The sequence below is a fragment of the Halorubrum sp. SD626R genome (assembly GCF_001261915.1).
Lineage (GTDB): Archaea > Halobacteriota > Halobacteria > Halobacteriales > Haloferacaceae > Halorubrum.
On record NZ_CVRT01000078.1, the window covers coordinates 1 to 21,575 of the forward strand.

The 21,575-nt window shown below is 71.2% G+C and carries 20 protein-coding genes; 10 read left to right on the top strand and 10 right to left on the bottom strand.

Annotated features, from left to right (window positions below; translation table 11 throughout):
• The 3 genes from SD626R_RS08570 to SD626R_RS08580 form a co-directional block, all read left to right on the top strand.
• Positions 1–1,263, top strand: a 1,263-nt coding sequence (locus SD626R_RS08570; protein WP_092565696.1) for a ribonuclease J, incomplete at its 5' end; no start/stop codon positions are given.
• Positions 1,260–2,306, top strand: coding sequence for a geranylfarnesyl diphosphate synthase (idsA3, locus tag SD626R_RS08575; protein WP_092565698.1), 1,047 nt, complete (start codon positions 1,260–1,262; stop codon positions 2,304–2,306). The genes SD626R_RS08570 and idsA3, both read left to right, overlap by 4 nt.
• Positions 2,307–2,423: 117 nt before the next feature.
• A complete protein-coding gene (locus tag SD626R_RS08580; RefSeq protein WP_092565700.1) occupies positions 2,424–3,350 on the top strand; it encodes a DMT family transporter in 927 nt (308 codons plus the stop codon).
• A 408-nt stretch (positions 3,351–3,758) separates the two neighbouring features.
• Here SD626R_RS08580 and bcp read toward each other — a convergent pair whose 3' ends face one another.
• On the bottom strand, positions 3,759–4,226 hold the full coding sequence (gene bcp, locus SD626R_RS08585) for a thioredoxin-dependent thiol peroxidase (RefSeq protein WP_092565702.1): 468 nt from the start codon (positions 4,224–4,226) through the stop codon (positions 3,759–3,761).
• A 79-nt stretch (positions 4,227–4,305) separates the two neighbouring features.
• On the opposite strand from bcp, the gene SD626R_RS08590 reads away from it, so the two are divergent.
• From SD626R_RS08590 to SD626R_RS08600, 3 genes are read left to right on the top strand one after another with little or no spacing between them, the layout of a single operon-like run.
• Positions 4,306–6,504 carry a histidine kinase N-terminal 7TM domain-containing protein gene (locus SD626R_RS08590; RefSeq protein WP_092565704.1) on the top strand — a complete coding sequence of 733 codons (2,199 nt, stop codon included), beginning with the start codon at positions 4,306–4,308 and terminating at the stop codon, positions 6,502–6,504.
• A 54-nt stretch (positions 6,505–6,558) separates the two neighbouring features.
• Positions 6,559–7,467, top strand: a complete 909-nt coding sequence (gene map, locus SD626R_RS08595) for a type II methionyl aminopeptidase (protein ID WP_092565706.1) — start codon at positions 6,559–6,561, stop codon at positions 7,465–7,467.
• Positions 7,467–8,018: an HIT family protein gene (locus SD626R_RS08600; protein WP_092565708.1), complete on the top strand. Its 552-nt coding sequence runs from the start codon at positions 7,467–7,469 to the stop codon at positions 8,016–8,018. Before map ends, SD626R_RS08600 begins: the two co-directional genes overlap by 1 nt.
• A gap of 242 nt (positions 8,019–8,260) precedes the next feature.
• Here SD626R_RS08600 and SD626R_RS08605 read toward each other — a convergent pair whose 3' ends face one another.
• The 3 genes from SD626R_RS08605 to SD626R_RS08615 form a co-directional block, all read right to left on the bottom strand.
• The gene (locus SD626R_RS08605) at positions 8,261–8,665 is read right to left on the bottom strand and encodes an abortive infection protein (RefSeq protein ID WP_092565710.1); all 405 of its coding nucleotides are present in this window, start codon (positions 8,663–8,665) and stop codon (positions 8,261–8,263) included.
• Positions 8,666–8,716: 51 nt separating this feature from the next.
• Positions 8,717–9,754, bottom strand: a complete 1,038-nt coding sequence (locus SD626R_RS08610; protein ID WP_092565712.1) for an NAD(P)/FAD-dependent oxidoreductase — start codon at positions 9,752–9,754, stop codon at positions 8,717–8,719.
• A gap of 110 nt (positions 9,755–9,864) precedes the next feature.
• On the bottom strand, positions 9,865–10,431 hold the full coding sequence (locus SD626R_RS08615; RefSeq protein WP_092565714.1) for a universal stress protein: 567 nt from the start codon (positions 10,429–10,431) through the stop codon (positions 9,865–9,867).
• Between the two features lie 533 nt (positions 10,432–10,964).
• Between SD626R_RS08615 and SD626R_RS08620 the strand changes: the two genes are divergently transcribed.
• Entirely contained in the window at positions 10,965–12,353 is a 1,389-nt protein-coding gene (locus SD626R_RS08620; protein ID WP_092565716.1) for an MFS transporter, read from the top strand.
• Positions 12,354–12,391: 38 nt separating this feature from the next.
• Here the strand turns inward: SD626R_RS08620 and SD626R_RS08625 are convergent, their stop codons facing one another.
• Complete coding sequence (locus SD626R_RS08625) at positions 12,392–13,018, bottom strand: class I SAM-dependent methyltransferase (RefSeq protein ID WP_092565718.1); 627 nt, start codon at positions 13,016–13,018, stop codon at positions 12,392–12,394.
• 85 nt (positions 13,019–13,103) lie between these two features.
• On the bottom strand, positions 13,104–13,979 hold the full coding sequence (locus tag SD626R_RS08630; RefSeq protein ID WP_092565720.1) for a DUF7260 family protein: 876 nt from the start codon (positions 13,977–13,979) through the stop codon (positions 13,104–13,106).
• Between the two features lie 181 nt (positions 13,980–14,160).
• On the opposite strand from SD626R_RS08630, the gene SD626R_RS08635 reads away from it, so the two are divergent.
• Positions 14,161–14,904: a competence/damage-inducible protein A gene (locus SD626R_RS08635; RefSeq protein WP_092565722.1), complete on the top strand. Its 744-nt coding sequence runs from the start codon at positions 14,161–14,163 to the stop codon at positions 14,902–14,904.
• 47 nt (positions 14,905–14,951) lie between these two features.
• Here SD626R_RS08635 and SD626R_RS08640 read toward each other — a convergent pair whose 3' ends face one another.
• Positions 14,952–16,028, bottom strand: a complete 1,077-nt coding sequence (locus SD626R_RS08640) for a DUF4350 domain-containing protein (protein WP_241996651.1) — start codon at positions 16,026–16,028, stop codon at positions 14,952–14,954.
• A complete protein-coding gene (locus tag SD626R_RS08645; RefSeq protein WP_092565724.1) occupies positions 16,025–17,008 on the bottom strand; it encodes a S49 family peptidase in 984 nt (327 codons plus the stop codon). The genes SD626R_RS08640 and SD626R_RS08645 overlap by 4 nt, the downstream gene beginning before the upstream one ends.
• Before the next feature lie 177 nt (positions 17,009–17,185).
• Here SD626R_RS08645 and SD626R_RS08650 point away from each other — a divergent pair, with 177 nt between their 5' ends.
• Positions 17,186–18,652 (top strand): dihydrolipoyl dehydrogenase, encoded by a 1,467-nt coding sequence (locus SD626R_RS08650; protein ID WP_092565726.1) that lies wholly within the window; start codon positions 17,186–17,188, stop codon positions 18,650–18,652.
• A gap of 126 nt (positions 18,653–18,778) precedes the next feature.
• Entirely contained in the window at positions 18,779–19,135 is a 357-nt protein-coding gene (locus tag SD626R_RS08655) for a DsrE family protein (RefSeq protein ID WP_092565728.1), read from the top strand.
• A 50-nt stretch (positions 19,136–19,185) separates the two neighbouring features.
• Here the strand turns inward: SD626R_RS08655 and SD626R_RS08660 are convergent, their stop codons facing one another.
• Together SD626R_RS08660 and SD626R_RS08665 are read right to left on the bottom strand one after the other, a co-directional pair.
• Positions 19,186–19,905 carry an SDR family NAD(P)-dependent oxidoreductase gene (locus SD626R_RS08660; protein WP_092565730.1) on the bottom strand — a complete coding sequence of 240 codons (720 nt, stop codon included), beginning with the start codon at positions 19,903–19,905 and terminating at the stop codon, positions 19,186–19,188.
• An 86-nt stretch (positions 19,906–19,991) separates the two neighbouring features.
• Positions 19,992–21,503 carry a carotenoid oxygenase family protein gene (locus SD626R_RS08665; RefSeq protein ID WP_092565732.1) on the bottom strand — a complete coding sequence of 504 codons (1,512 nt, stop codon included), beginning with the start codon at positions 21,501–21,503 and terminating at the stop codon, positions 19,992–19,994.
• Positions 21,504–21,575: the final 72 nt, after the last annotated feature.

Sequence of the window (21,575 nt, forward strand, 5' to 3'; positions counted from 1 at the left end):
GACATGGGCCTGAACCTCAGTAAGGTCCTCATCCACGACAACGTGGAGACCGAGAGCATGCACAGCCTCGACCTGATCGACATGGGCGCGATCCCGGACGACCGCGTCATGAGCGAGCTGGAGGGCGACGTCCAGGCGATCGTTCCCACCCACGGCCACCTCGACCACATCGCGGGCATCCCGAAGCTCGCCCACCGGTACGACGCGCCCATCGTCGGCTCCCCGTACACGATCGAGCTGGTCAAACAGCAGATCGACGACGAGGGGAAGTTCCAGGTCGACAACGACCTCGTGAAGATGAAGGCGGGCGGGACGATGGCCATCGGCGACTCCGAGCAGGTCGAGATGGAGTTCGTCAACGTCACCCACTCGATCATCGACGCGATCAACCCGGTCCTCCACACCCCCGAGGGCGCGATCGTCTACGGCCTCGACAAGCGGCTGGACCACACGCCCGTCATCGGCGACCCGATCGACATGGACCGGTTCCGCGAGATCGGTCGCCAAGACGAGGGCGTCCTCTGTTACATCGAGGACTGCACGAACGCCGGTCGGAAGGGCCGGACCCCCTCGGAGTCGTACGCCAAGAAGCACGTCGAAGACACGCTGACCTCGATGGAGGACTACTCGGGCGGGATCGTCGCCACGACGTTCTCCTCCCACATCGCCCGCGTGAAGACCCTCGTCGAGTACGCCCGCGAGATCGGCCGCCAGCCGGTCCTGCTCGGGCGCTCGATGGAGAAGTACTCGGGCACCGCGGAGCGGCTCGACTTCGTCGACTTCCAGGGCGACGTCGGCATGTACGGCCACCGCAAGTCCGTCGACCGCGCGTTCAAGCGGATCATGAAGGAAGGGAAGGGGAACTTCCTCCCCATCGTGACGGGCCACCAGGGCGAGCCGCGCGCGATGCTCACCCGCATGGGCCGCGGCGAGACCCCGTACGAAATCGACGACGGCGACAAGATCGTCTTCAGCGCCAGCGTCATCCCGGAGCCCACCAACGAGGGCCAGCGCTACCAGAGCGAGCAGCTCCTCCGGATGCAGGGCGCGCGCCTTTACGACGACATCCACGTCTCGGGCCACCTCCGCGAGGAGGGCCACTACGAGATGCTGCAGGCGCTCCAGCCGCAGCACCTCATCCCCGGTCACCAGACGCTCGAGGGCCGCTCTCCGTACGTGAACCTCGCGACGTCGCAGGGGTACAAGCTCGGCCGTGACATCCACGTCACGCAGAACGGGAGCGTCGTCCAGCTCGTCGAATGACGAACGGGACGAAGGAGGCGCGGGTGCTGGACGCCATCCGCGAGCGGCGTGACCTGGTCAACGCCGCTATCGACGAGGAGCTGCCGGTACAGCACCCGGAACGCCTCTACGAGGCGACGCGGTACATCCTCGAAGCTGGCGGCAAGCGACTCCGGCCGACGGTGGCGACGCTCGCGGCCGAGGCGGTCACGGGCACCGAGCCGATGGGCGCCGACTTCCGCGAGTTCCCCGGCCTCGACGGGACCGAGGTCGACGTGATGCGCGCGGCGGTCGCCATCGAGGTGATCCAGTCGTTCACCCTCATCCACGACGACATCATGGACGAGGACGAGCTCCGGCGCGGCGTCCCGGCCGTCCACGAGAAGTACGACACGTCGACCGCGATCCTCGCCGGCGACACGCTCTACTCGAAGGCGTTCGAGTTCATGTCGGAGACGGGCGCGGCACCCGAGAACGGGCTGGAAGCGATGCATATGCTCGCGTCCACCTGCACGGAGATCTGCGAGGGACAGGCGCTCGACGTCTCCTTCGAGTCGCGCGACGACATCCTCCCCGAGGAGTACTTGGAGATGGTCGAGCTGAAGACCGCGGTCCTCTACGGCGCGTCGGCCGCGACGCCGGCCGTCCTGCTCGGCGCCGACGACGAGACCGTCGACGCGCTGTACAAGTACGGGATCGACTCGGGGCGGGCGTTCCAGATCCAGGACGACGTGCTCGACCTGACCGTCCCCTCCGATGAGCTCGGCAAGCAGCGCGGCTCGGACCTCGTCGAGGGGAAGGAGACGCTGATCACCCTCCACGCGCGTCAAGAGGGCGTCGACGTCGACGGGCTCGTCGACGCCGACACCCCGGCGGAGGTCACGGAGTCGGCCATCGAGAACGCCGTGGCCGCTCTGGAGGAAGCCGGCTCCATCGCGTACGCCCGCGAGACGGCCGAGGACCTCACCGCGCGGTCGAAGGAGCACCTCGAACTGCTCCCCGAGAGCGGCTCGCGGAGCCTGCTCGAAGACCTCGCGGACTACCTGATCGTCCGCGGTTACTGAGCGGGCCGGGAGGGCGAGCGATCGGCGGCGCAGACGCCCGCGTCCGGGCGACGTTCCCGATCCGGCGGCGTCGTCCGCAACGGACACCGCTTTATCCCCGGTCGCCCTCCTCCCCGTGTGTCCCGGTATCGAGACGTCGTCCTGTTCTTCGCCCTCGCCTCGCTGTGGGGCGGCTCCTTCGTCGCCATCGAGGTCGGGCTCGACTACTACCCGCCCGTGCTGTACGCCGCCTTCCGGTTCGACGTGGCGGCGCTGGTGCTGGTCTCGTACGTCCTCCTCACCGAGTCGGAGCCGCTCCCGCGCACCCGCGGCGACCTCGCCGCGATCGGCTTCAGCGGCGGGCTCTCCGTCGCCGCCAACAACTCGCTGCTGTTCGTCGGCCAGCAGTACACCACGAGCGGCATCGCCTCGATCACGTACAGCCTCGTGCCGATCGCGACCGCCGCGGTCGCGGCCGCCTGGGTCGGCGGCTCCGACCTCGACGCGCGTGGCGCGCTCGGCGTGGTGCTCGCGTTCGTCGGCGTCGGGCTCGTCGCCCAGCCCGACCCCGCGAACCTCGCCGGCGGCGTCACGATCGGCGTCGGGCTCATCTCGATCGGCGTGCTCGCCGTCGCGGTCGGCAGCGTCGGGCTCCGCACCGTGGAGACGAGCTTCTCCAGCATCGCGCTCACGGGATGGGCGATGCTGTTCGGCGCCCTGCTGATCCACGGGCTCAGCGTCGGGCTGGGCGAGCCCCAGCAGCTCCCGGTCGCGGAACTCCCGGCGGTCGTCGCGCTGCTGTTCCTCGGCGTGCTCTCCTCGGCGGTCGCGTACACCATCTACTTCACGCTGCTCGACCGGCTGGGGGCGTTCGAGATCAACCTCGTCTCCTACGTCGTCCCGGTCGTCGCCACCGTCGCCGGGGCGGTCCTGCTCTCGGAGCCCGTGACGCCGTTGACGGTCGCCGGCTTCGCGGTCATCGTCGTCGGGTTCGCGCTGCTGAAGCGGCACGCCATCGCCGACGAGGTGCCGCGGTTGCTCTCGCGGGTCGGCGGTTTATTCTGACGTATTGATGATTGGAGCAGTGAACGAGGCTTCCGATGCTGGAATTTATATATTGATTCGAGGTGTTGCTGTCGGTTGTTTATACGTGGGCGGTGACGTTGTGTAGACTGTTGCCGGGGACCGAGCCGCTCATTCATACGTTATCAGCACCGAATCGGCAGAATCCATCTCTGAAGTCATAGTCGCTCGGTTATAAATAACGGACACCGGATCGACGGTGACCGCCTCCAAAGCCCCACCCGACCGCACAGCGACCGCACCTCACGCCTCCCCAGCCTCGCGGTTCGCTCGGGGCTCCCTTCGGTCGCCCACGTCGCTCACCGCGTCCCTCGCGCGTGCGACTCGCGCCCTCCGGGCGCTTGTCGGCACGCGCCACCGCACCGCTTATGCGATCGTCGCTGCCGTTCATCAGCCCTCCAGCGCGGCGATATCCTCGACGATCTCGACCGCGTGGTCCTCGGGGGAGACGCCCTCGTACGCGAGGACGACGGTCCCCTCGTCGTCGAGGACGTACGTGTTCCGGAACACGCCGTCGAAGGTGTTCCCGAACATCTGCTTCTCGCCGTAGGAGTCGTACGCGCTCGCCACCTCGCCGTCCGGGTCGGAGAGCAGCGTGAACGGGAGGTCGTGCTTCTCGGCGAACGATTTCAGGTCCTCGGGCGGGTCGTCGCTGATTCCGACGACCGAGATGTCCGCTCCCTCGAAGGCGTCCCACTCGTCGCGGAACCCGCAGGCCTCGGCGGTACAGCCCGGCGTGTCGGCGCGCGGGTAGAAGTAGACGACCGTGTACCGCGCGGCGGCGGGGTCGACCGCGACGGTCTCGCCGCGCCGGTCGGACAGCGTGATCTGGGGTGCGGGATCTCCCGGTTCGAGCATACCTCCCGTCGGATCGGCCGCGTGTTATGCAGTTCGGTCCGGTTCGTTTTTATCCTCTACCGTCATGCAACCGGTATCGATGCCGTGGCAACCGACGCCGTACACGGCGCCCCTGCTCGTGGCGGCGGTCGCCGCCGTCTCCTTCGCCGCCTACGCCGCGACGAAGGGGCGGCGGGGGGACGGCCCGCTCGTCCACGCCTTCGTCGGCGTCGCGGTCGGGAGCGGGATCTGGTCGCTGGCGTACGCGGCCCAGCTGTCGGCGACCGCCCTCGACGCGACCCTCTTCTGGAACCGGTTCGTCTGGGTCGGGATCGGGGTGCTCGGGGTCGCCTGGCCCGCGTTCGTGCTCGCGTATCTCGATCGGACGGCGTGGTTCCGGCCGCGCCGGTTCGCGCTCCTCTGTCTCGTCCCCGCGACCGCGGCCGGCGGCGCCCTCCTGTTCGGCGCGGCTCCCCTGTTCTACCGCGCCCCGTCGCTCGCCGACGCCGGGGGGTACCTCGTCGTGGAGTTCGCCCCGACGCCGGCGCTCCTCGCGTTCGTGGGCTACTCGTACGCCGTGAACCTGCTCACCTTCCTCGCCCTCGGCCGCGCGGCGCTCGTCCGCGAAGGCGTGTTCCGGCGGCAGGCCGCGCTGCTGCTCGTGGCCGGCGCGGCGCCGACGGTCGCCGGAATCGCCGGCCTCTGGAGCGCGGCGGGCTCGCCGTTCGTCGACCTCACCCCGGTGACGTTCGCCGCCACGTCGGGGGTGATCGGCTGGGTCGCGTTCAGGGGACGCCTCCTCGACCTCTCGCCGATCGCCCGCGACGCCGTCTTCGCGAACCTCGCCGACGGGGTCGTCGTGGCGGACGCGACGGGTCGGATCGTCGACGCGAACGGCCCGGCGAAGGGGTTGTTTCCGTCCGTCGCAGTCGGACGCGACGCCGCGTCGGCGTTCGACCGCGCTCCGAGCGTCGCCGAGGCGGTGACCGGCGAGGGCGACGCCGGACCGCGCGAGGACGAGTTCCGAGTGACGCTCGACCACGGGAACGGTCACCGGTTCCTGACCGTGAGCGTTCACCCGATCGCCGCCGACCGCGGGGTGACGGGGCGCGGCCGGAGCGGGACGGTCCTCCTCTTTCGGGACGTGACCGAGCGGGAGACGCTCCAGCGCCGGTACCGGACGCTCATCGAGAAGTCGCCGAACGTGATCGCCGTCTGTGGTGCCGACGGCCTGCTCCGCTACGTGAGCCCCTCGGTCGAGCGGCTGCTCGGCCGCTCGCCCGCCGAGATCGAGGGTCGACCGATCGTCGACTTGGTCCACCCGGACGACAGGCCGGAGGCCCAGCGCGCGTTCGAGCGCGCCTTCGAGACGGGCGACCCGCAGCCGATCGACCACCGGATCGCGCACGCCGACGGGAACTGGCGCCGGTTCGAGACGACCGTCGAGCGGCTGTTCGACGACGCGGAGGAGGTCGTGATCACCGCGACGGACGTGACCGAGAGCCGCCGGTACGAGCAGCGCCTGCAGGTGCTCAACCGCGTGCTCAGACACGACCTCAAGAACGACGCGAACGTGATCGGCGGGTACGCGGAGCTGCTGCGCGACCACGTCGACGCGGAGGGCGACGGCTACCTGGACATCATCGACCGGAAGGTGGAGACGCTGACGCACCTCAGCGACCAGGCCCGCGAGATCGACGTCGCGCTCCACAGCGAGCGGGGACGGACGACGATCGACCTCGCGGAGCTGGTCGAGCGCCTCTGTGCGTCGCTCGACTCGTCGTTCCCGCACGCGACCGTGCGGGTCTCGACCCCCGCCGTCGCCGTCGCCCACGCCGACGAGCTGCTCGAATCGGCCGTCCGGAACGTCTTGGAGAACGCCGTCGTCCACAGCGATCGGGACCGCCCGACCGTCGAGGCGAGCGTCGCGGCCGCCGACGGCGGATACCGGATCGAGGTCGCCGACGACGGGCCGGGCATCCCGCCGGCCGAGCGGGCGGTCTTCTCCGAGGCGCGCGAGACGGAGCTGGAGCACGCGAGCGGGCTCGGCCTCTGGCTCGTCCACTGGATCGTCACGGAGTCGGGCGGCGAGCTCGACATCGAGACGCGGGAGCCGACGGGGACGCTGGTCGCGATGTGGCTCCCCGCGGCCGACGGGGAGGACCGGGAGGCGGCGGTCGCCGAGCGCGACGGGGGGTCGCCGACCGCGGCCGACGGGGAAAACTCGGCCGCGGCCGACGACGAGAGTTCGACCGCGGCTTACGGCGGGGGATCCGCCGCGGCCGACCCCCCGGACTGACGCGGCCGCCGTCGCTCCGCAACCTCTTTGCGGTCGCTGGCCGAACCGGCGGTCATGAGTTACGGAGCCCTGGACGACGAGGCGGTCGAGAGCTACCGGGAGGCCGGCGCGGTGCTGGTCGAGGCGACGAACGAGGCCCGGAAGATGGTCGAGCCGGGGCGGACCCACCTAGAGGTCGCGGAGTGGACGGAGGACTTCGTCCGCGAGCGGGGGGCCGGGCTCGCGTTCCCGGTCAACATCAGCGTCGACCCGGAGGCGTCGCACGCCACGCCGAGCCGCGGCGACGACACCGAGTTCGGCGAGGAGATGGTCTGTCTCGACGTCGGCGTCCACGTCGACGGCTACATCGCCGACGCCGCGGTCACCGTCGACCACTCCGGGACCCCGGAGCTCGTCGAGGCCGCCGAGATGGCGCTGGAGGCGGCGGTCGACGAGGCCGGCCCTGGCGTCGAGGTCGGCGTCGTCGGCGGGGCGATCGAGGACGTGATCCGCGGCTACGGCTACACCCCGGTCCTGAACCTCTCCGGCCACGGCGTGGAGCGCTATGACGCCCACACGGGGCCGACGGTCCCGAACCGCGGCGTCGACCGCTCCGTCGAGCTGGAGCCGGGACAGGCGGTCGCCATCGAGCCGTTCGCCACCGACGGTCGCGGGAAGGTCGGCGAGGGGACCGACGAGGAGATCTTCGAGCGGCAGGGGTCGGGGAGCGTGCGCGACCGCCGCGCGCGGCAGGCACTCGAAGAGATCGAGGCGTTCGACGACCTCCCGTTCGCGGCGCGGTGGCTGGATGGCGACCGGGTCGGGATGGCGCTCCGGCGCCTCAAACAGGCGAACGCGGTGAAGGGGTACCCCGTTCTGAAGGAGGCCGACGACGCCTTGGTGAGCCAAGCGGAGCACACCCTCCTGATCACGGAGGACGGCGTCGAGGTGACGACGGCTGGGATCCACGGCTTCGACGACTGATGGACCGGATCTACGCCCCGTGGCGGATCGAGTGGGTCGAGCGCGACGCCGACCCGATCGACGGCTGCCCGTTCTGCGTTCTGCCCGAGCGCGAGGACGCCCGCGAGGCCCGGATCGTCGCCCGCAGCGAGCGCAACTACGTCCTGTTGAACAACGCGCCGTACAACCCCGGTCACGCGATGGTGATCCCGAACGAACACGTCGAGGACCCGACCGCCCTCGACGACGCGGCCCTGCTCGATCACGCGAGGCTGAAGGCGGCGACGTTGGCGGCGCTGCGCCACGACGTCGACCCCGACGGCGTCAACACCGGGCAGAACCTCGGCGGAGCCGCCGCCGGCGGCTCGGTCGATCACCTCCACACCCACGTCGTCCCGCGGTGGGACGGCGACACGAACTTCATGCCCGTGACCGGCGACACGAAGGTGATCGTGGAGGCGATCGACCGCACCTACGAACACCTCCACGCCGGCTTCGCCGCCGGCGACGACGCTATCGACCCGGGCGACCCCGACGCCGGCGAGGCGGTCGAGCTCGACTTCGGGGTCTGAATCGACGACGCTGATTCTTTATAAAAACGGTGCGGCTTGAGGACTACGCAGATTCCGTGAGATGGAGCCATCGGATTCACAAACGCCAGCGTGCAGGTGCTATGATCCGGCTTCGGATCGGGGAGTAGGATGCGGCGATTAACAGTAAGAGTAGAGTTACCGACGTAAAGAAATGCGACGAGCGACGGTCGAATCACGGCGCGAGTGCGCGCGAGAAGGATCCCGGCCGCGGCGGGACCGGTCTACCGCACTCGCAGCGTCCGGTGGAGCGTGTAGCCGGCGGTCACGAGGAAGACGAACGGGAGGCCCGTGAGCGGGTGCGCCAGCAGCGATCCGGCCGCGAGCACGAGGTACCCCTTGTCGGGCGGCGCCCACGCGGTCCGGTCTCGCATCGCCGCCAGCTCGGTCGCGAACGCGTAGAGGAACCCGCCGGCGACGAGCAGCCACAGCGCCGCCGCCAGGGCCGTCCCGAGCGGCGCCCCCGCGACCTCGGCGACCGAGCGGGGGAGCCACGCGACCGCGGCCGCGTACTCCGGGTCGACGAGCGCGCGGGCCGCGACCGACGCCGGCAGGTACAGCGCCGCGACCGCGACCGTCGTCCAGAAGGGGACGTTCGCGCGCCGCGGCGAGACGGACGGGGTGCTCATACCCGACCGCGGGGACCCGCCGGGAGAAATCCTCCGGTTCCCCTCACGCCGTCACAGGCCGTGGACGACGCGCTCCCCCGCGTCGAGACCGTTCGCGATGGCGGCGTGGAGTCGCCCCTCGCCGGCGACCCAGTCGCCGAGGAGGTAGAGGTCGTCCCGGCGGGCGGAGTCGATCGGCCCGCGGTCGACGCCGCCCTCCGGGAGCGCGTAGCGCCACCCCTGGTGGTCGGTCCACGCCGGGTCGGCCAGCCGCTCGTCGCCCACGATCGAGGCGGTGTGCGCCGCCAGGTCGGCGACGTTCGCGGCCGGGTCGTCGTCGTAGCGCTCGGCGGACCACTCGGGACCCGCCTGGACGACGAGCAGCGTCTCGCCCTCCGGGACGTGCCCCGCCTTGCACTCTTCGCGCGAGATCCACCCCACTGGGTGCTCCTTGTCGGTGTTGACCAAGGCGTAGTAGGGGACGTCGACCGCGAAGGGGTAGTGGAGCACCGCGGTCCACACAGAGCGGTACGCCACGTCGCCGACGGCGTCGACGAGCGACTCGCGCACGGACGACTCCCACTCGGCGTCCCGGAGGAGTTCGGCGGTCTGCGGCGCCGGCGGATTCAACAGGAGGACGTCGAACGGTCCCCACGTCTCGCCGTCGGCGTCGTCGAGCGCCCACCGCTCGCCGACCTGGCGCACCGTCTCGACGCGCGTCCGCCGGTGGACCGTCGCGTCGGTCCGCCCGAAGAGCCGCTTGGCGATCTGGGTGAGCCCGCGCCGGTAGCTCCACTTGCGCTCGTCGGCGTCGCGCCCGGGCGAGACCGTCTCGTCGACGTCGAAGGTGTACACCGGTTCGGTGACGTCGACGAGCCCCTCGTCGTCGAGGGTCTCGGTGACCAGCTCGACGACGCGCTCGTCGTCGGACTTCAGGTAGTTCGCGCCGTAGTCGTACGTCAGGTCCCCGTTCCGGCGGGTGGCCGCGCGGCCGCAGAGCCCGCCGGACTTCTCTAACACGGTCACGTCCGCGTCGGGCGCCGCTTCGTCGACGACGAAGGCCGCGGCCGCCGCGCCGGCGCCCGCCCCGACGATGCCGATTTCGGTCATACAGAACGTAGGCGACGCAGCCACTTAGTCGGTCGTCTCACGGTCAGTCCGTCGTCTCGCGGATCGCCGAGCGCGCGGACGCGGTGCGGAAAAAAGGGACGGCGACGCGGTCAGTCGTCGGCGCCGACCACCATGACGGGCGCGGAGGCGCCGCGCTGGACGCGGACGGGGAGCGTCTCGGGGTGGACGAGCCGGTCGAGGCCGGTGCGGCGCGCGGAGCCGACCACGATCAGGTCGGCGCCGTGCGCGTCGGCGAAGTCGAGCACCTCCTCGTGGGGGGCCCCGTACCGGAACCGCTTCTCGACGTCGACGCCGAGCGCCTCGCCGCGGGCGGCGGCGTCCTCGACGAGCGCCTCGCCCGTGCGCTCCCGGCGCTCGACGACCATGTCCCAGTGCTCGCTGGTGTCGACGACGTACAGCGCGTCGACCGTCGCGCCGTGCGCGGCGGCGACGTCGAGCCCGGCGTCGATCGCGGCGCGACCGGCCTCGTCGTCGCCCGTGACGACGAGCACGCGCTCGAAGACCGATCCGCCCCGGGCGGTTTCGACCGGGCGCGGCGCGCCGTGCGCCTCGTCAGTCGCGGCGTCGACCGCGCTCGGAGCGACGGTCCGGTCGGTGTCGGCGGGTGCGCTGACGTTCGGGGCCTCAGTGTCGACGGCGTCGGTGTCGGCGGACATGATGAGTGGTGCCGGTCTCGCCCGTTCTCGGGCGCCGGTCGTGTTCGTATTCATGTAGGAGAGGCTCCCTCTTAACAATTTTCGACAGTATAGACGATTATCATTATCTATCCGGTAGCGATTTTCGGGGCCGGTTGCGCTTCGCGGCGATCCCTCCCGATTTTCTTTGACGAACGACCACCACATCGATACCCGATCGGGGAAGGTCCCGTGCGACGCGATCTCGAGGGCGACGTGCTCCGGGATCGCGGCGCTCTGGGTCGTCGGCCTCGGAGCACTGGCCGTCGGGGGACTGATCCCGCCCGCGATCCGGTTCACCGCGGCGGATCCCGACGCGCTCTGAGGGGTCCCCTCCTCGAATTCGATCCGACCGCGGGTCGACGAGGCAAGAACGTCCCCAACGACGCGTTTTAATCGGCGAGTCCGAACAGTACCGGTACGGACGCGAGCGCCGCGGCGGAGCCGCCCCCGCGGCGCGATCGAGGCACACGACATGACACCGAACATCACCACGCGGTCGACGGACGGCAACGATGGGTGAAGAGGGCGAAGCGAGCGACGCCGCCGACGAGCCGACCGGCGACGATTCCGCCCCCGATGAGCCGGACAGCGACGGTTCCGCCCCCGACGAGCCGCCCGGCGAGGTCGACTACGCCGGCCGGGCGTCGTCGATCCTCGGTTTCTCCCGCTGGTGGCAGATCGTCGCCGCCGCGGGGATGATGGCGGCCGTGAGCCCCTATCAGTACGTCTGGTCGTCGATCGAGCAGCCGCTCGCCGCGAGCCTCGACATCGCGCTGCCGGCGCTGGGCGCGGTGTTCTCGTTTTACGTCGTCTTCCAGTCGCTCTCGCAGTTCCCCGCGGGCAAGTGGCGCGACAGCCGCGGGCCGGGCGCGCTCACTTTCCTCGCGGCGCTGCTGGCGGGCGGAGGGTACATCGGGCTGGCGTACGCGACGGCCGTCTGGCAGCTCTACCTGCTGTACTCGCTCGGCGCGATCGGCGTGGGGATCGTGTACACGGTCGCGGTGAACACCGCGGTCAAGTGGTTCCCCGACCGCACCGGGCTCACGACCGGTATCGGCACGATGGCGTTCGCGGGCGGGAGCGCACTCGTGGTGCCGTACGTGCGCGCGAACGCGACGGTGGCGGCGTACGGCGACGTGCTCCGGAACGTCGGGGTCGCCATCCTCGTCGTCACGCTCGTCGGCGCGTACCTCCTGCGGGACCCGCCGGACGACTGGCTGGGGCTGGAGGACCGGGAGGACGACGAGGGCGACGACGGGCTGGCCGCCTCGCTCCGCGGGCGGGCCTACACGACCCGCGAGATGCTGTCGACGTGGCAGTTCTGGCTGTTGTACGCGATGTTCGTCGCGATGGCCGGCGCCGACCTGATCGTCATCGCCAACGTCGTGCGGTTCGCCGAGCAGTTCGGACTGGCGGCGGTCGTCGCGACCGCGGCGGCGACCCTGCTGCCCGTCGCTGCCGGGGTCTCGCGGATGATCCTCGGCGAGGCGTCCGACCGCTTCGACCGCAAGAAGGTGATGGCCGCCTCGTTCGTGCTCGCCGGAGTCTTCCGGCTCGCGCTGATCGGTGCCGGACGGGCCGAGGCCGGACTCGCGTTCGTCGCGCTGGTGATGGCGGCGATGTTCTTCTCCTCGCCGCTGTTCGTCTACTTCCCGTCGGTGATCGCCGACTACTACGGCTCGCGCAACTCCTCCGGCAACTACGCGGTCCTCTACACCGCGAAGGTCGGCGGCGGCGTCTTCGCGGGGACCGTCACCGGCTACCTCGTCTCGGCGTTCGGCTGGGTCCCGACGTTCGCGCTCGGCGGCGGCCTCGCGATCGCCGCCGGTCTGGCGGCGCTCGCGCTCCGCCCCCCGAGCGGCTCCGGGCTTGAGTCCGAGTCGGCGACGCCGGCGGATTAGCTGTCCCGGCCGCGAGATCGACGCCGCCGGTACCGCGCTCAGCCGCGGTCGCCCGCCGCCGGCTCCCGCCCCACGACCGCGTAGAACGGGTCCGTGCCTGGACGCTCCGCGATCCGGTCCGCGACCGCGAGGCCGCCCGCTTTCAGATACCGCTCGACCAGGTCGGCGCGCTCGTCCATCGAGGCGGCCCGCCACGCCCGGACCGCCTTCGTCGGGAACATCCGGTTCGAGAAGCTCACGACCACGACGCCGCCGGGCGCGAGGACGCGCGCGAACTCCGCGAACACGTCGCCGGGGTACTGGAGGTACTGGACCGACAGGGCACAGCAGACGGCGTCGAAGGCGCCGTCGGCGAACGGGAGCTCCCGGTCGGCGTTGAGGTCCTGTACGACGAACTCGTCGAGCCGGTCGTTCGCGGCGAGTTCCGCCTCGTTGAGCCCGTGGCCGACGACGCGATCGAACTCGGTCGCGGGGAGGTGCGAGACCCAGCTGCTCATCGCGTCGAGGACGCGGTCGTCCGGGGCGAGCAGCCCGTCGTACAGCACCGTCAGGCGGTCGAGGAACGCGTCGTCGGCGTGGGTGACGAACCGCGGCTCCTCGTAGAACGTCCCGTCGGGTCGGTCGTCGCGCTTCCGCCGGTCGCGGTCGGTGAGGACGGTCGTCACGCGTGTCGAGAGGTGTGGACCGCGCGTCAAAGAACCCGTCGCCAGCGAGGACGTCATCGGTCCGCCGGCCCGCGGACCGGACCGCTCACCCGACGCGCGCCATCGCGCGCTCGATCCGCCGCGTGAGCCCGTCGAGCCGGTCGCCGACTGCACCGACCGCCGCGAGGACGGGGTACGTCGCGTCGGTCGACCCGTAGAGGTACGTCGGGAGGTCGACGGCGTCCTCGTCGAGCCGGAGTTCGCGCTCGTGGGCCGCGATCACGCGTTGACGGCGCGCCGCGATCCGGTCGCAGTCGTCCACGAGGACGCCGGCGCGGGCGCGACACGCGTCGAGCGCGCCGAAGTCGCCGTCGGGGATCGCCGCGTCGAGCGACGCGATCTCGCGCCGGACGGCCGCCAGCCGCGAGCCGGCGCGGTCGAGCGACTCGGCCTCCGTCGCCAGCCGCTCTTCGAGCCGCTCGCGCTCCGCGATCGCGGCGTCGACCGCGTCGAACAGGGCCCGTTCGCAGTCGGCGTGATACGCGGCGCTCCGGGTGAGCGCGTACGCCAGTTCGGGGCCGAACTCCGCGGCGACGCTGCGCTCGTAGGTGTCGTCGTACTCCGCCTCGTAATGCGGGACCGACATCACCGTCTCGACGTACGCGTCGCGGACGGCGACGAGCCCGGAGCCCGGCGGCGCGGCGGGAACGCCCGACCCCGCGTCCGCGGTCGCGCCGGGGGCGGCGGTCGGTCCCGTGGCGCCGCCGGTTCCCGAGATTCCGGGCGGGCCTCCGGGACTACCGAGATCCGCCGCGCGCGACCCGTCCGGCGAGGTCGACTCCGTCGGGATCGCCTCCAGTCGGCCTCGGAACGCCCGGAACGCCTCGCGCTCGTCGACGGTGCGGCGGCGCTCGACGCGGATGGCCTCCCGCGCGTCGTCGATGAGCGCCCTGGACCCTTCCGATCCGTCGGTCGTTGGCATACCGCGTCCCTCGCTACCGGTCCTCGTAAACGCTTATATGAGCGGTATCGGGCCGCCGTGAGCGCTCCCGAGCGCTCAATAGTCCTCCCGAGGCGGCGGTCGGACTCGTCTCGTGAGCCCGCCCGCCCGCTCTGGCGGCGGCGGGAAACGTACATCCGTCGGCCGACCCAAGGGCGCGCCGATGGAAGTCGCGCTGATCACGGTCGGCGACGAACTGCTCTCGGGCGACACGGTGAACACGAACGCGAACTGGCTCGCCGGCGAGCTGAGCGACCGCGGCGTCACCGTGGCGCGGATCCTCTCCGTCCCCGACGACCGGGCGGCGATCGCCGACCACGTCCGCGAGTACGCCGCGGCGTTCGACGCCGTGATCGTCACGGGGGGGATCGGCAGCACCCCGGACGACGTGACGATGGAGGCGGTCGCGGACGCGTTCGACCGAGAGATGGTCGCCACCGACCTCACGCGCGAGTCGGTCGAGCGCCGGCTGGCCGCAATTCGCGAGCGCGTCCCCGACCGCGAGTTCGACGTCGACGTCGAGGCGGAGGCGGCGGTCCCCGAGGGGAGCCGCCCGCTCGTGACCGAGGCCGGGCTCGCCCCCGGCTGCGTGGTCGAGGGCGTCTACGTCATGCCGGGAATTCCGGACGAGCTGAAGGCGACCTTCGCGACCGTCGCCGACGAGTTCGCCGGCGACCGGCGCTCGCGGTTCCTCTACACGGTCGAGCCCGAGTCGAACATCGTGCCCGCCTTGGAGGAGGCGATGGAGCGGTTCGACGTCGCCGTCGGCTGTTACCCCGACCGCGAGGCCGACCACAACCGCCTGAAGGTGACCGCGACCGACGACGGCGCGCTCGACGACGCGGCCGCGTGGCTGCTGGCGAACGTCAACGCGAGCGAGACGCCGGTGCGTCGCAATTGGGACTGAAAAGAGCGGAGCTGCGAAGGGAATTCCCGATCGGCCGCGGGCGCGGCTCAGCCGGTCGTCTGGTTCTCCGGGGGCTCCTGCGATCCGGACGGCGCCGTCTGGTTTCCGGACGGTGCCGTCTGGTTCCCCGAAGGCGCGGTCGGCGTCGGCCCGGCGGTCGGTGTCGCCTGGCCGCCCGCCACGAGGAAGTCGGCGAGGTTTCCGATCAGCGCGTCGTTATCGGCGCGGGCGGCGTTCTCGGGCGAGAGGAAGTCGCTGTCGCCCACCATCACCACGCCGTCGCTCCGAACGAGGAGCGGCGCCTCGGTCGACGCGCGCGTCGTCGACAGCTCGCTCCCCTCGATCGGGCGGAGCACGTCGCCGCCGCCGGTCGCCGTGCCGACCGGCGTCGCCGACGGCAGGACCGCGCGGTCGACGCCCTCGGTCAGCGCCGCGCCGGACCCGCCGGTCGGTTCTGCGTACACGCGCTGGTAGTTCAGATCGTTCTCCTCCATGTTGTAGACGTAGCCGGGCTCGGTCGTGACCTCGAGCGTCGAGTCGAGGCCGACCGCTCCCGGCTGGTCGAACGCCGCGTCGGGCTCCGTCGCCACGATCACGCGGCCGCCCGAGTCGACGAACTCCTCGATCGCGGAGAGCTCGGCCTCGTCGTAGTCGGTCCGGAACGTCACGAACGCGTCCGCGTCGGCGAGCCGTTCGCCGAGCCGAGTCTCCGCCCCGCCGCTGCCGGGACCGGCGGCGCGACGCGGCTGCGTCGCACCCGGCACGTAGACGCCGATCTCGTGGCCGTTCTCGATGAGCGCGTTCGCCAGCGGCCGGATGTCGCGGTCGGCGACGCCCGGACTCCCGAGGCCGAGGAGCGCGAGCGGGCTCGCGGCCACGCCGCCGGACGAGTCGATGCCGGGGTCGACGAGCACCGTCTGCGACCGCGCCGTCGACTCCATCTCGACGGTCGCCCGCCCCGGCGTGTCGTTCGCGACGGCGTCGCCGTCGACGTAGTGCTCGTTCTGGATCTCGGGCGCGGGGGCGGCGCCGTCGGCGGTCACGAAGCCGGTGACCGCCGCGCCGCCGGTGATCGCCGCCAGCGTCACGACGAAGGCGACCGCCAGCGTGCGGATATCGCTCACGCGCCGACACCTCCGGTGGACTGCGCCGTCTCGTTGCCCGTCGCGCCGGTCGCCGCCTCGCCGCCGTCGACCTTGAGGTCGCTCTCGGAGAAGCGCTCCACCGTGTCGACGTGCGGGACCGCCGGCAGGTGGACGTACGTGAGTCCCATCGGCTTGACGTCGGCGTAGCCGGGGTCGTTCGCGTGGACCGCGACGACCTGGGTGTCGGTGCGGAGCAGGAACGGCAGGCCGCCGTCGGGCCCGGTCTCCCGGGTGTCGACCCGGTACTCGCCGAGGTTCTCCTCGGTCGCGGCGGCGTGGATCGCCTCGTTGAGCGAGCCGATCTCGTCCGCGAAGCCGTTCTCGACCGCCTCGGTACCGAGGTAGACGTCGGCCTTCGCGACCTCCTCGCGAGGCATCTGGAACTCCTCCTCGCGCTCGGCCATCATCGCGTCGACGAACGTGTCGGCGAGCGTCTGCTGCTCGGCCCATCTCTGTATCTCGTTGCTACCGGCCTTGTCTGGGCCGCTCGGGCCGTAGACCGGCGCGGTCGACCGCGGCGCGGGGGCGTTCAGGCCGATGCTGCCGACCGTCGAGGTCGGGAGCACGTAGATCTCGTCCGCGGGCGCCATGGCGTAGTAGCCGCCGGAGGCGCTGATCGACTGCACGCTCGCGATGACGGTCATCTGTTCGCTCGTGCGCTGGACCGCCTTGTACATCCGCTCGGAGGCGACGGGCGCGCCGCCCGGCGTGTCGATCTTGAGCACCACCGCGCCGACGGAGTCGTTGGCGCGGATGTCCGCGAGTTCGCTCTCGACGTCCTCGGCGAGGGCCGTGTTGACGGGCCCCTCGATCTCGACGACGGCGACGGTATCGTCCGGGTCGTTGGTCGCCGCGTACACGCTGGGCGCGAGCACGGCGCCGACCACCGCCGCGGCCACCACGACGACGGCGAGCCGCTGCCGCGACGTGAGAGCCGTGGAGGGCTGTTTGGATGACATGACCGAGTAGACCCTGCGTCAAACAGAAAATAAAAATTGTGGAAACGAGAGCGGTGATATCAGTCCTCACGAAGGGGTCCCGCAGGGCGCGTCGGCACCCGGATCCCTCCCGCGGTCGTGTGCGGCGCGCGCCACCGGGGACGGGACTTGATGAGGGTGGCCGCCGTCACCGGGCCCATGCAGGAGTTCGATTTCCTCGTAATCGGGTCGGGATCGGGACTGGACGTGGCGAACGCGATGGCCGGCCGAGGGAACTCGGTGGCGGTCGTCGAGGAGGGGCGGCTCGGCGGCACGTGTCTCAACCGCGGCTGTATCCCCTCGAAACAGCTCCTCTACCACGCCGACGTGCTGGAGACGATCGAGGGCGCCGGCGCGTTCGAGATCGACGCCGAGGTCAACGACGTGGATTTCGCAGAGATCGTCCGGAAGGTGAACGAGGACGTCTCCGAGAGCTCCGAGTCGATCCGCCGCGGGCTCTCCTCGTCGGACGGCCACGACCTGTTCTCGGGGACGGGCCGGTTCGTCGACGACCGCACGGTGGAGGTCGTCGACGGCGACGACGAGGGCGCCACCCTCCGCGCCGACACCGTCCTCGTCGCCACCGGCACGCGCCCCTCGATCCCGCCGATCGACGGGATCGACGAGGTGGACTACCTCACGAGCACGGAGGCGCTCCGGCTCGGATCGCCCCCCGATCGCCTCGTGATCGTCGGCGGCGGCTACATCGCGGCCGAACTCGGGCACTTCTTCGGGACGTTCGGCAGCGACGTGACTATCGTGGGTCGTCGCGAGCACCTCCTCCCGGAGGCGGACGCGGAGGTCGGTGAGGCGTTCACCGACCGCTACGCCGACCGGTTCGACGTGTACACCGGCTACGAGGCCGTCGCGGCCGACGAGGCCGGCGGCGAGGTGACCGTCGAGGCCCGCCCGTACCCCGAGGCCGACGCGATCCGCGCGGGCCGCGAGGCGGTCGGCGCGCCCGACGAGGCCGAGGACGTGACCGTCTCGGGCGACGCGCTACTCGTCGCCGCGGGTCGGCGGCCGAACACGGACGCGCTGAACCTCGACGCGACCGGCGTCGAGACCGACGAGCGGGGGTTCGTCGAGACCGACGAGTATCTCCGGACCGACGCCGAGGGCGTGTGGGCGCTCGGCGACGTGGTCGGCGAGTACCTGCTGAAACACAGCGCGAACCACGAGGCGAAGGCCGTGATCCGGAATCTGCTCGGCGACGAGCCGGAACCGGTCGACTACTCGGCGATGCCGTTCGCCGTCTTCGCGTCGCCCGAAGTGGCCGGGGCCGGGGCGCGCGAACGGGACCTCCGCAAGGCCGACGCCGACTACGCCACCCGCACCTACGCGTACGACGAGACCGCCCGCGGGAGCGCGATGCACGCCGACGGGTTCGTGAAGGTCCTCATCGACCTCGACGGGAACATCGAGGGCTGTCACATCGTCGGCCCCGAGGCGTCGAACCTGATCGAGGAGGTCGTCGTCGCGATGACGGCGGGATCGGGGACGGTCGCCGACATCCGGGACGCGGTCCACGTCCACCCCGCGCTCTCCGAGGTCGTCGATCGGGCCTTCTCCGGGCAGTTCTCGCGCGGCGGCAGCCATGACCACGATCACCATCACCACGGGTGAGCGGTGTGAATCGCCGGCCTTCGGGCCGGCGCGCGAACCGTCGGTACGCCATGGCATGCCGAATCGGCGTCCGGAACACACACCCGCCGGTGCGTTATGTACCGGTAGCGTTTATAAGAACGTACAATGGCAAAAGCAGCTATCGTGATTCTCGCCGGCAACGAATCGCACGCCGACTACGGTCGCCTCGCGAACGCGCTGGAGGCCGCGAAGGAGTTCGCCGAGAACGACGAGGACGAGCTCGAGCTCATCTTCGACGGCGCCGGGACCCAGTGGATCCCGGAGCTGGAAGACGAGGAGAGCGACTACCACGAGCTCTACCGGGCGGTCCGCGACGACGCCGCGGTCTGCGACTACTGTTCCGGCGCGTTCGGCGTCGACGAGGCCGTCGCCGACGCGGGGCTGGTCACGCTCGACGAGTACGACGGGCACCCGAGCGTCCGGTCGCTCGTCGACGACGACTACGAGATCATCACGTTCTGAGCGCCGTCCGCGGCGCGTCTTCGTCTTTTTAACGACGCCGCCCGGTAGCGTCAGATGAACTCGGAGGGGTTCGGCCCGTTCGTGACGTGGACCTCGAACGGCTGCGTGCCGACGTCGTCCCGCTCGACGAGGTGCCAGTACGTCTCGGCCAGCTCGTCGGGGTCGAGGAACGTGTCCGCCTCGCGGTCCGGGTCGCGCTCGCGGGCCCCAGGCGAGCCGATCTGCCCGTCGATCACGACGTGCGCGACGTGGACGCCGTCGCCGCCGAACTCCTGCGCGATGTCCATCGCCATCCCGCGCGCGGCGAACTTCGCGGCCGTGAACCCGATCGCCCCGCCGCGGCTCCGCACAGCCGAGGTCGCGCCGGTGAAGATCACCGTGCCGCCGCCGGCGTCGAGCATGTCGCCGACGGCCTCCCGCGAGCAGACGAACGCGCCGCGGCCGTTGACCGCCCACGCCTCCTCGAACGCCTCGACGCTCGTGTCCATCAGACCGGTCCACGACGCCGCGCTCGCGTGGTTGACGAGGACGTCGACCGGCCCGAACGCCTCCCGCACCGCCGCGAACCCCTCCCGGATCGCTTCGACATCGGTCAGGTCGACCGTGACCGCGAGCCCCTCACCGGGCTCGGGGAGGTCCGCGGCGAGCTCCTCGATGTACTCCGTCGAACGGGCGAAGAGGGCCACGCGACACCCCTCCGCCGCGAACTTCCGCGCGAGCGACTCCCCGAGCCCCGGACCGACGCCGGCGACGACTACCGTGCGAGTCATGCCCGTGATACGCGCCGCCGCGTGAAAACCGTGGTCGCTCCGGCAGGGAGCTCAGTCGGAGTCGCGTCGGGCGCGGCGACCGCGTCTCACCCGCCCGAGGCCGCCCGGAGCTCCGGGAAGTACCGACCGTGGAAGTCGAACGGGACCGCGTGCGGCAGCGTCGCCCGGGCGCGCTCGGTGAACGTCTCGCCGTCGAGGACGAGCAGGCGCGACCGGTCGGCGTCGACGTCGAGCGCGACGGTCAGCACGACTCCCTCGTCCTCGCGCTCGCCGTCGGGCGCCGGGACGAAGATCGGTTCGCCGAAGTAATCGCCGCCCGCGTCGAAGCTCTCCGCGGTCCCCGACTCGGCGTCCAGCTTCACGACGCGTCGGGCCCACTCGGTGACCGGCGCCTCCATGCCCATCGCGTAGACGTAGCGGTGCTCGCGGCACCACCGCGCGGGCGAGCTCGTCGGCAGCGCGGTCCCGCCGTCGTACAGCGTCTCGCGGGACACCGCGGCGTCGTCGCGGTCACCGTCGCCCCCGCCTCCGCCGTACCTGTCCGCGCCGGTCGCCGCTCCGAGGTCCAGAGTGAACCGGTCGACCCGACCGACGATGGCGCCCATCTCGCCGGCGCGGACGTTCTCCAGGTACAGCGAGTCGATGGCGGTCGCGTCCGGGACCGTCTCCAGGTCGAAGACGACCTCGGTCCCCCCGTCCCGCTCGAAGGCGTTGACGTGGTGGAAGCCGAAGACGGGGGCCGCGGTCGGCTCCGCGACCACGTCGCCCGTCGTCCGGTCCAGCACGACGATGCGGGTCCCGCGCTCCGGTTCCCACTCGAACTGCTCGATGAACGGGGGCTGTCGCCCCGGCTTCAGGAACCGACGCGGGTCGAGCCGGAGCGGGAACTCCGTCAGCACGACGTACCGCGGCGTGAGCGCGAAGCTGTGCATGTACGCCGGCCGGTCGGTCTCGACACTGCCGACGTGACGACGGTCCCCGCCGGCGGTCCACGCGGTGACGTGGTACCGGCTGGTGCGCCCGAACTCGGTGTCGACGGTGACGAGCGCCCCCGTCGCCGGGTCGCGCTTGAAGTGGGCACAGGAGAGCTGGCCGCTCGGCGCGTCGCCGTCGCGGTCGGCGTATCCCGTCGTTTCGAGCGTGTCCGGGTCGAACCGGACGCCACGCGGCGACTCGGTCAGGGCGACGTACGCGTCGCCGACCCGCTCGGCGACGATGTTCGCGTTGTCGTACGGGTCCGTGAGGAAGGTCGCCAGCCGCGATCGGAGCGTCGTCTCGCCGGTGGCGAACCCGCCTTCAAACGCGCCGCTCGTCGCCGCCTCGTACGCCTCCGTCCGGAGGAAGCGGTTGCGGTAGTGGACCGCGTCCCCGTCGCCGTCGGTCACCGACCCGGCCTCGTCGCCCGGATCGAACGTGAAGCGGTACAACATCGCCAGCCCGTCGAACCAGTGGTCCACCTCGCTCCCGTTCGGGAACGAGAACGCCCCGGGGCCGTTGCGGATCAGGCTCCCGCGGAGCCACGCGGGGAGGTCGCCCCTGACCGGGAGCGACGCGGCCGCCTCCTCGCGGAGCGAGTGGAACCCGGCGTGCGAACCCATGACGGATCCTCGGGGCGCGCCGGCGTCAGACCTTAGCCCGGCGCGGACGACTCAAACCGGATCGATGTCGGC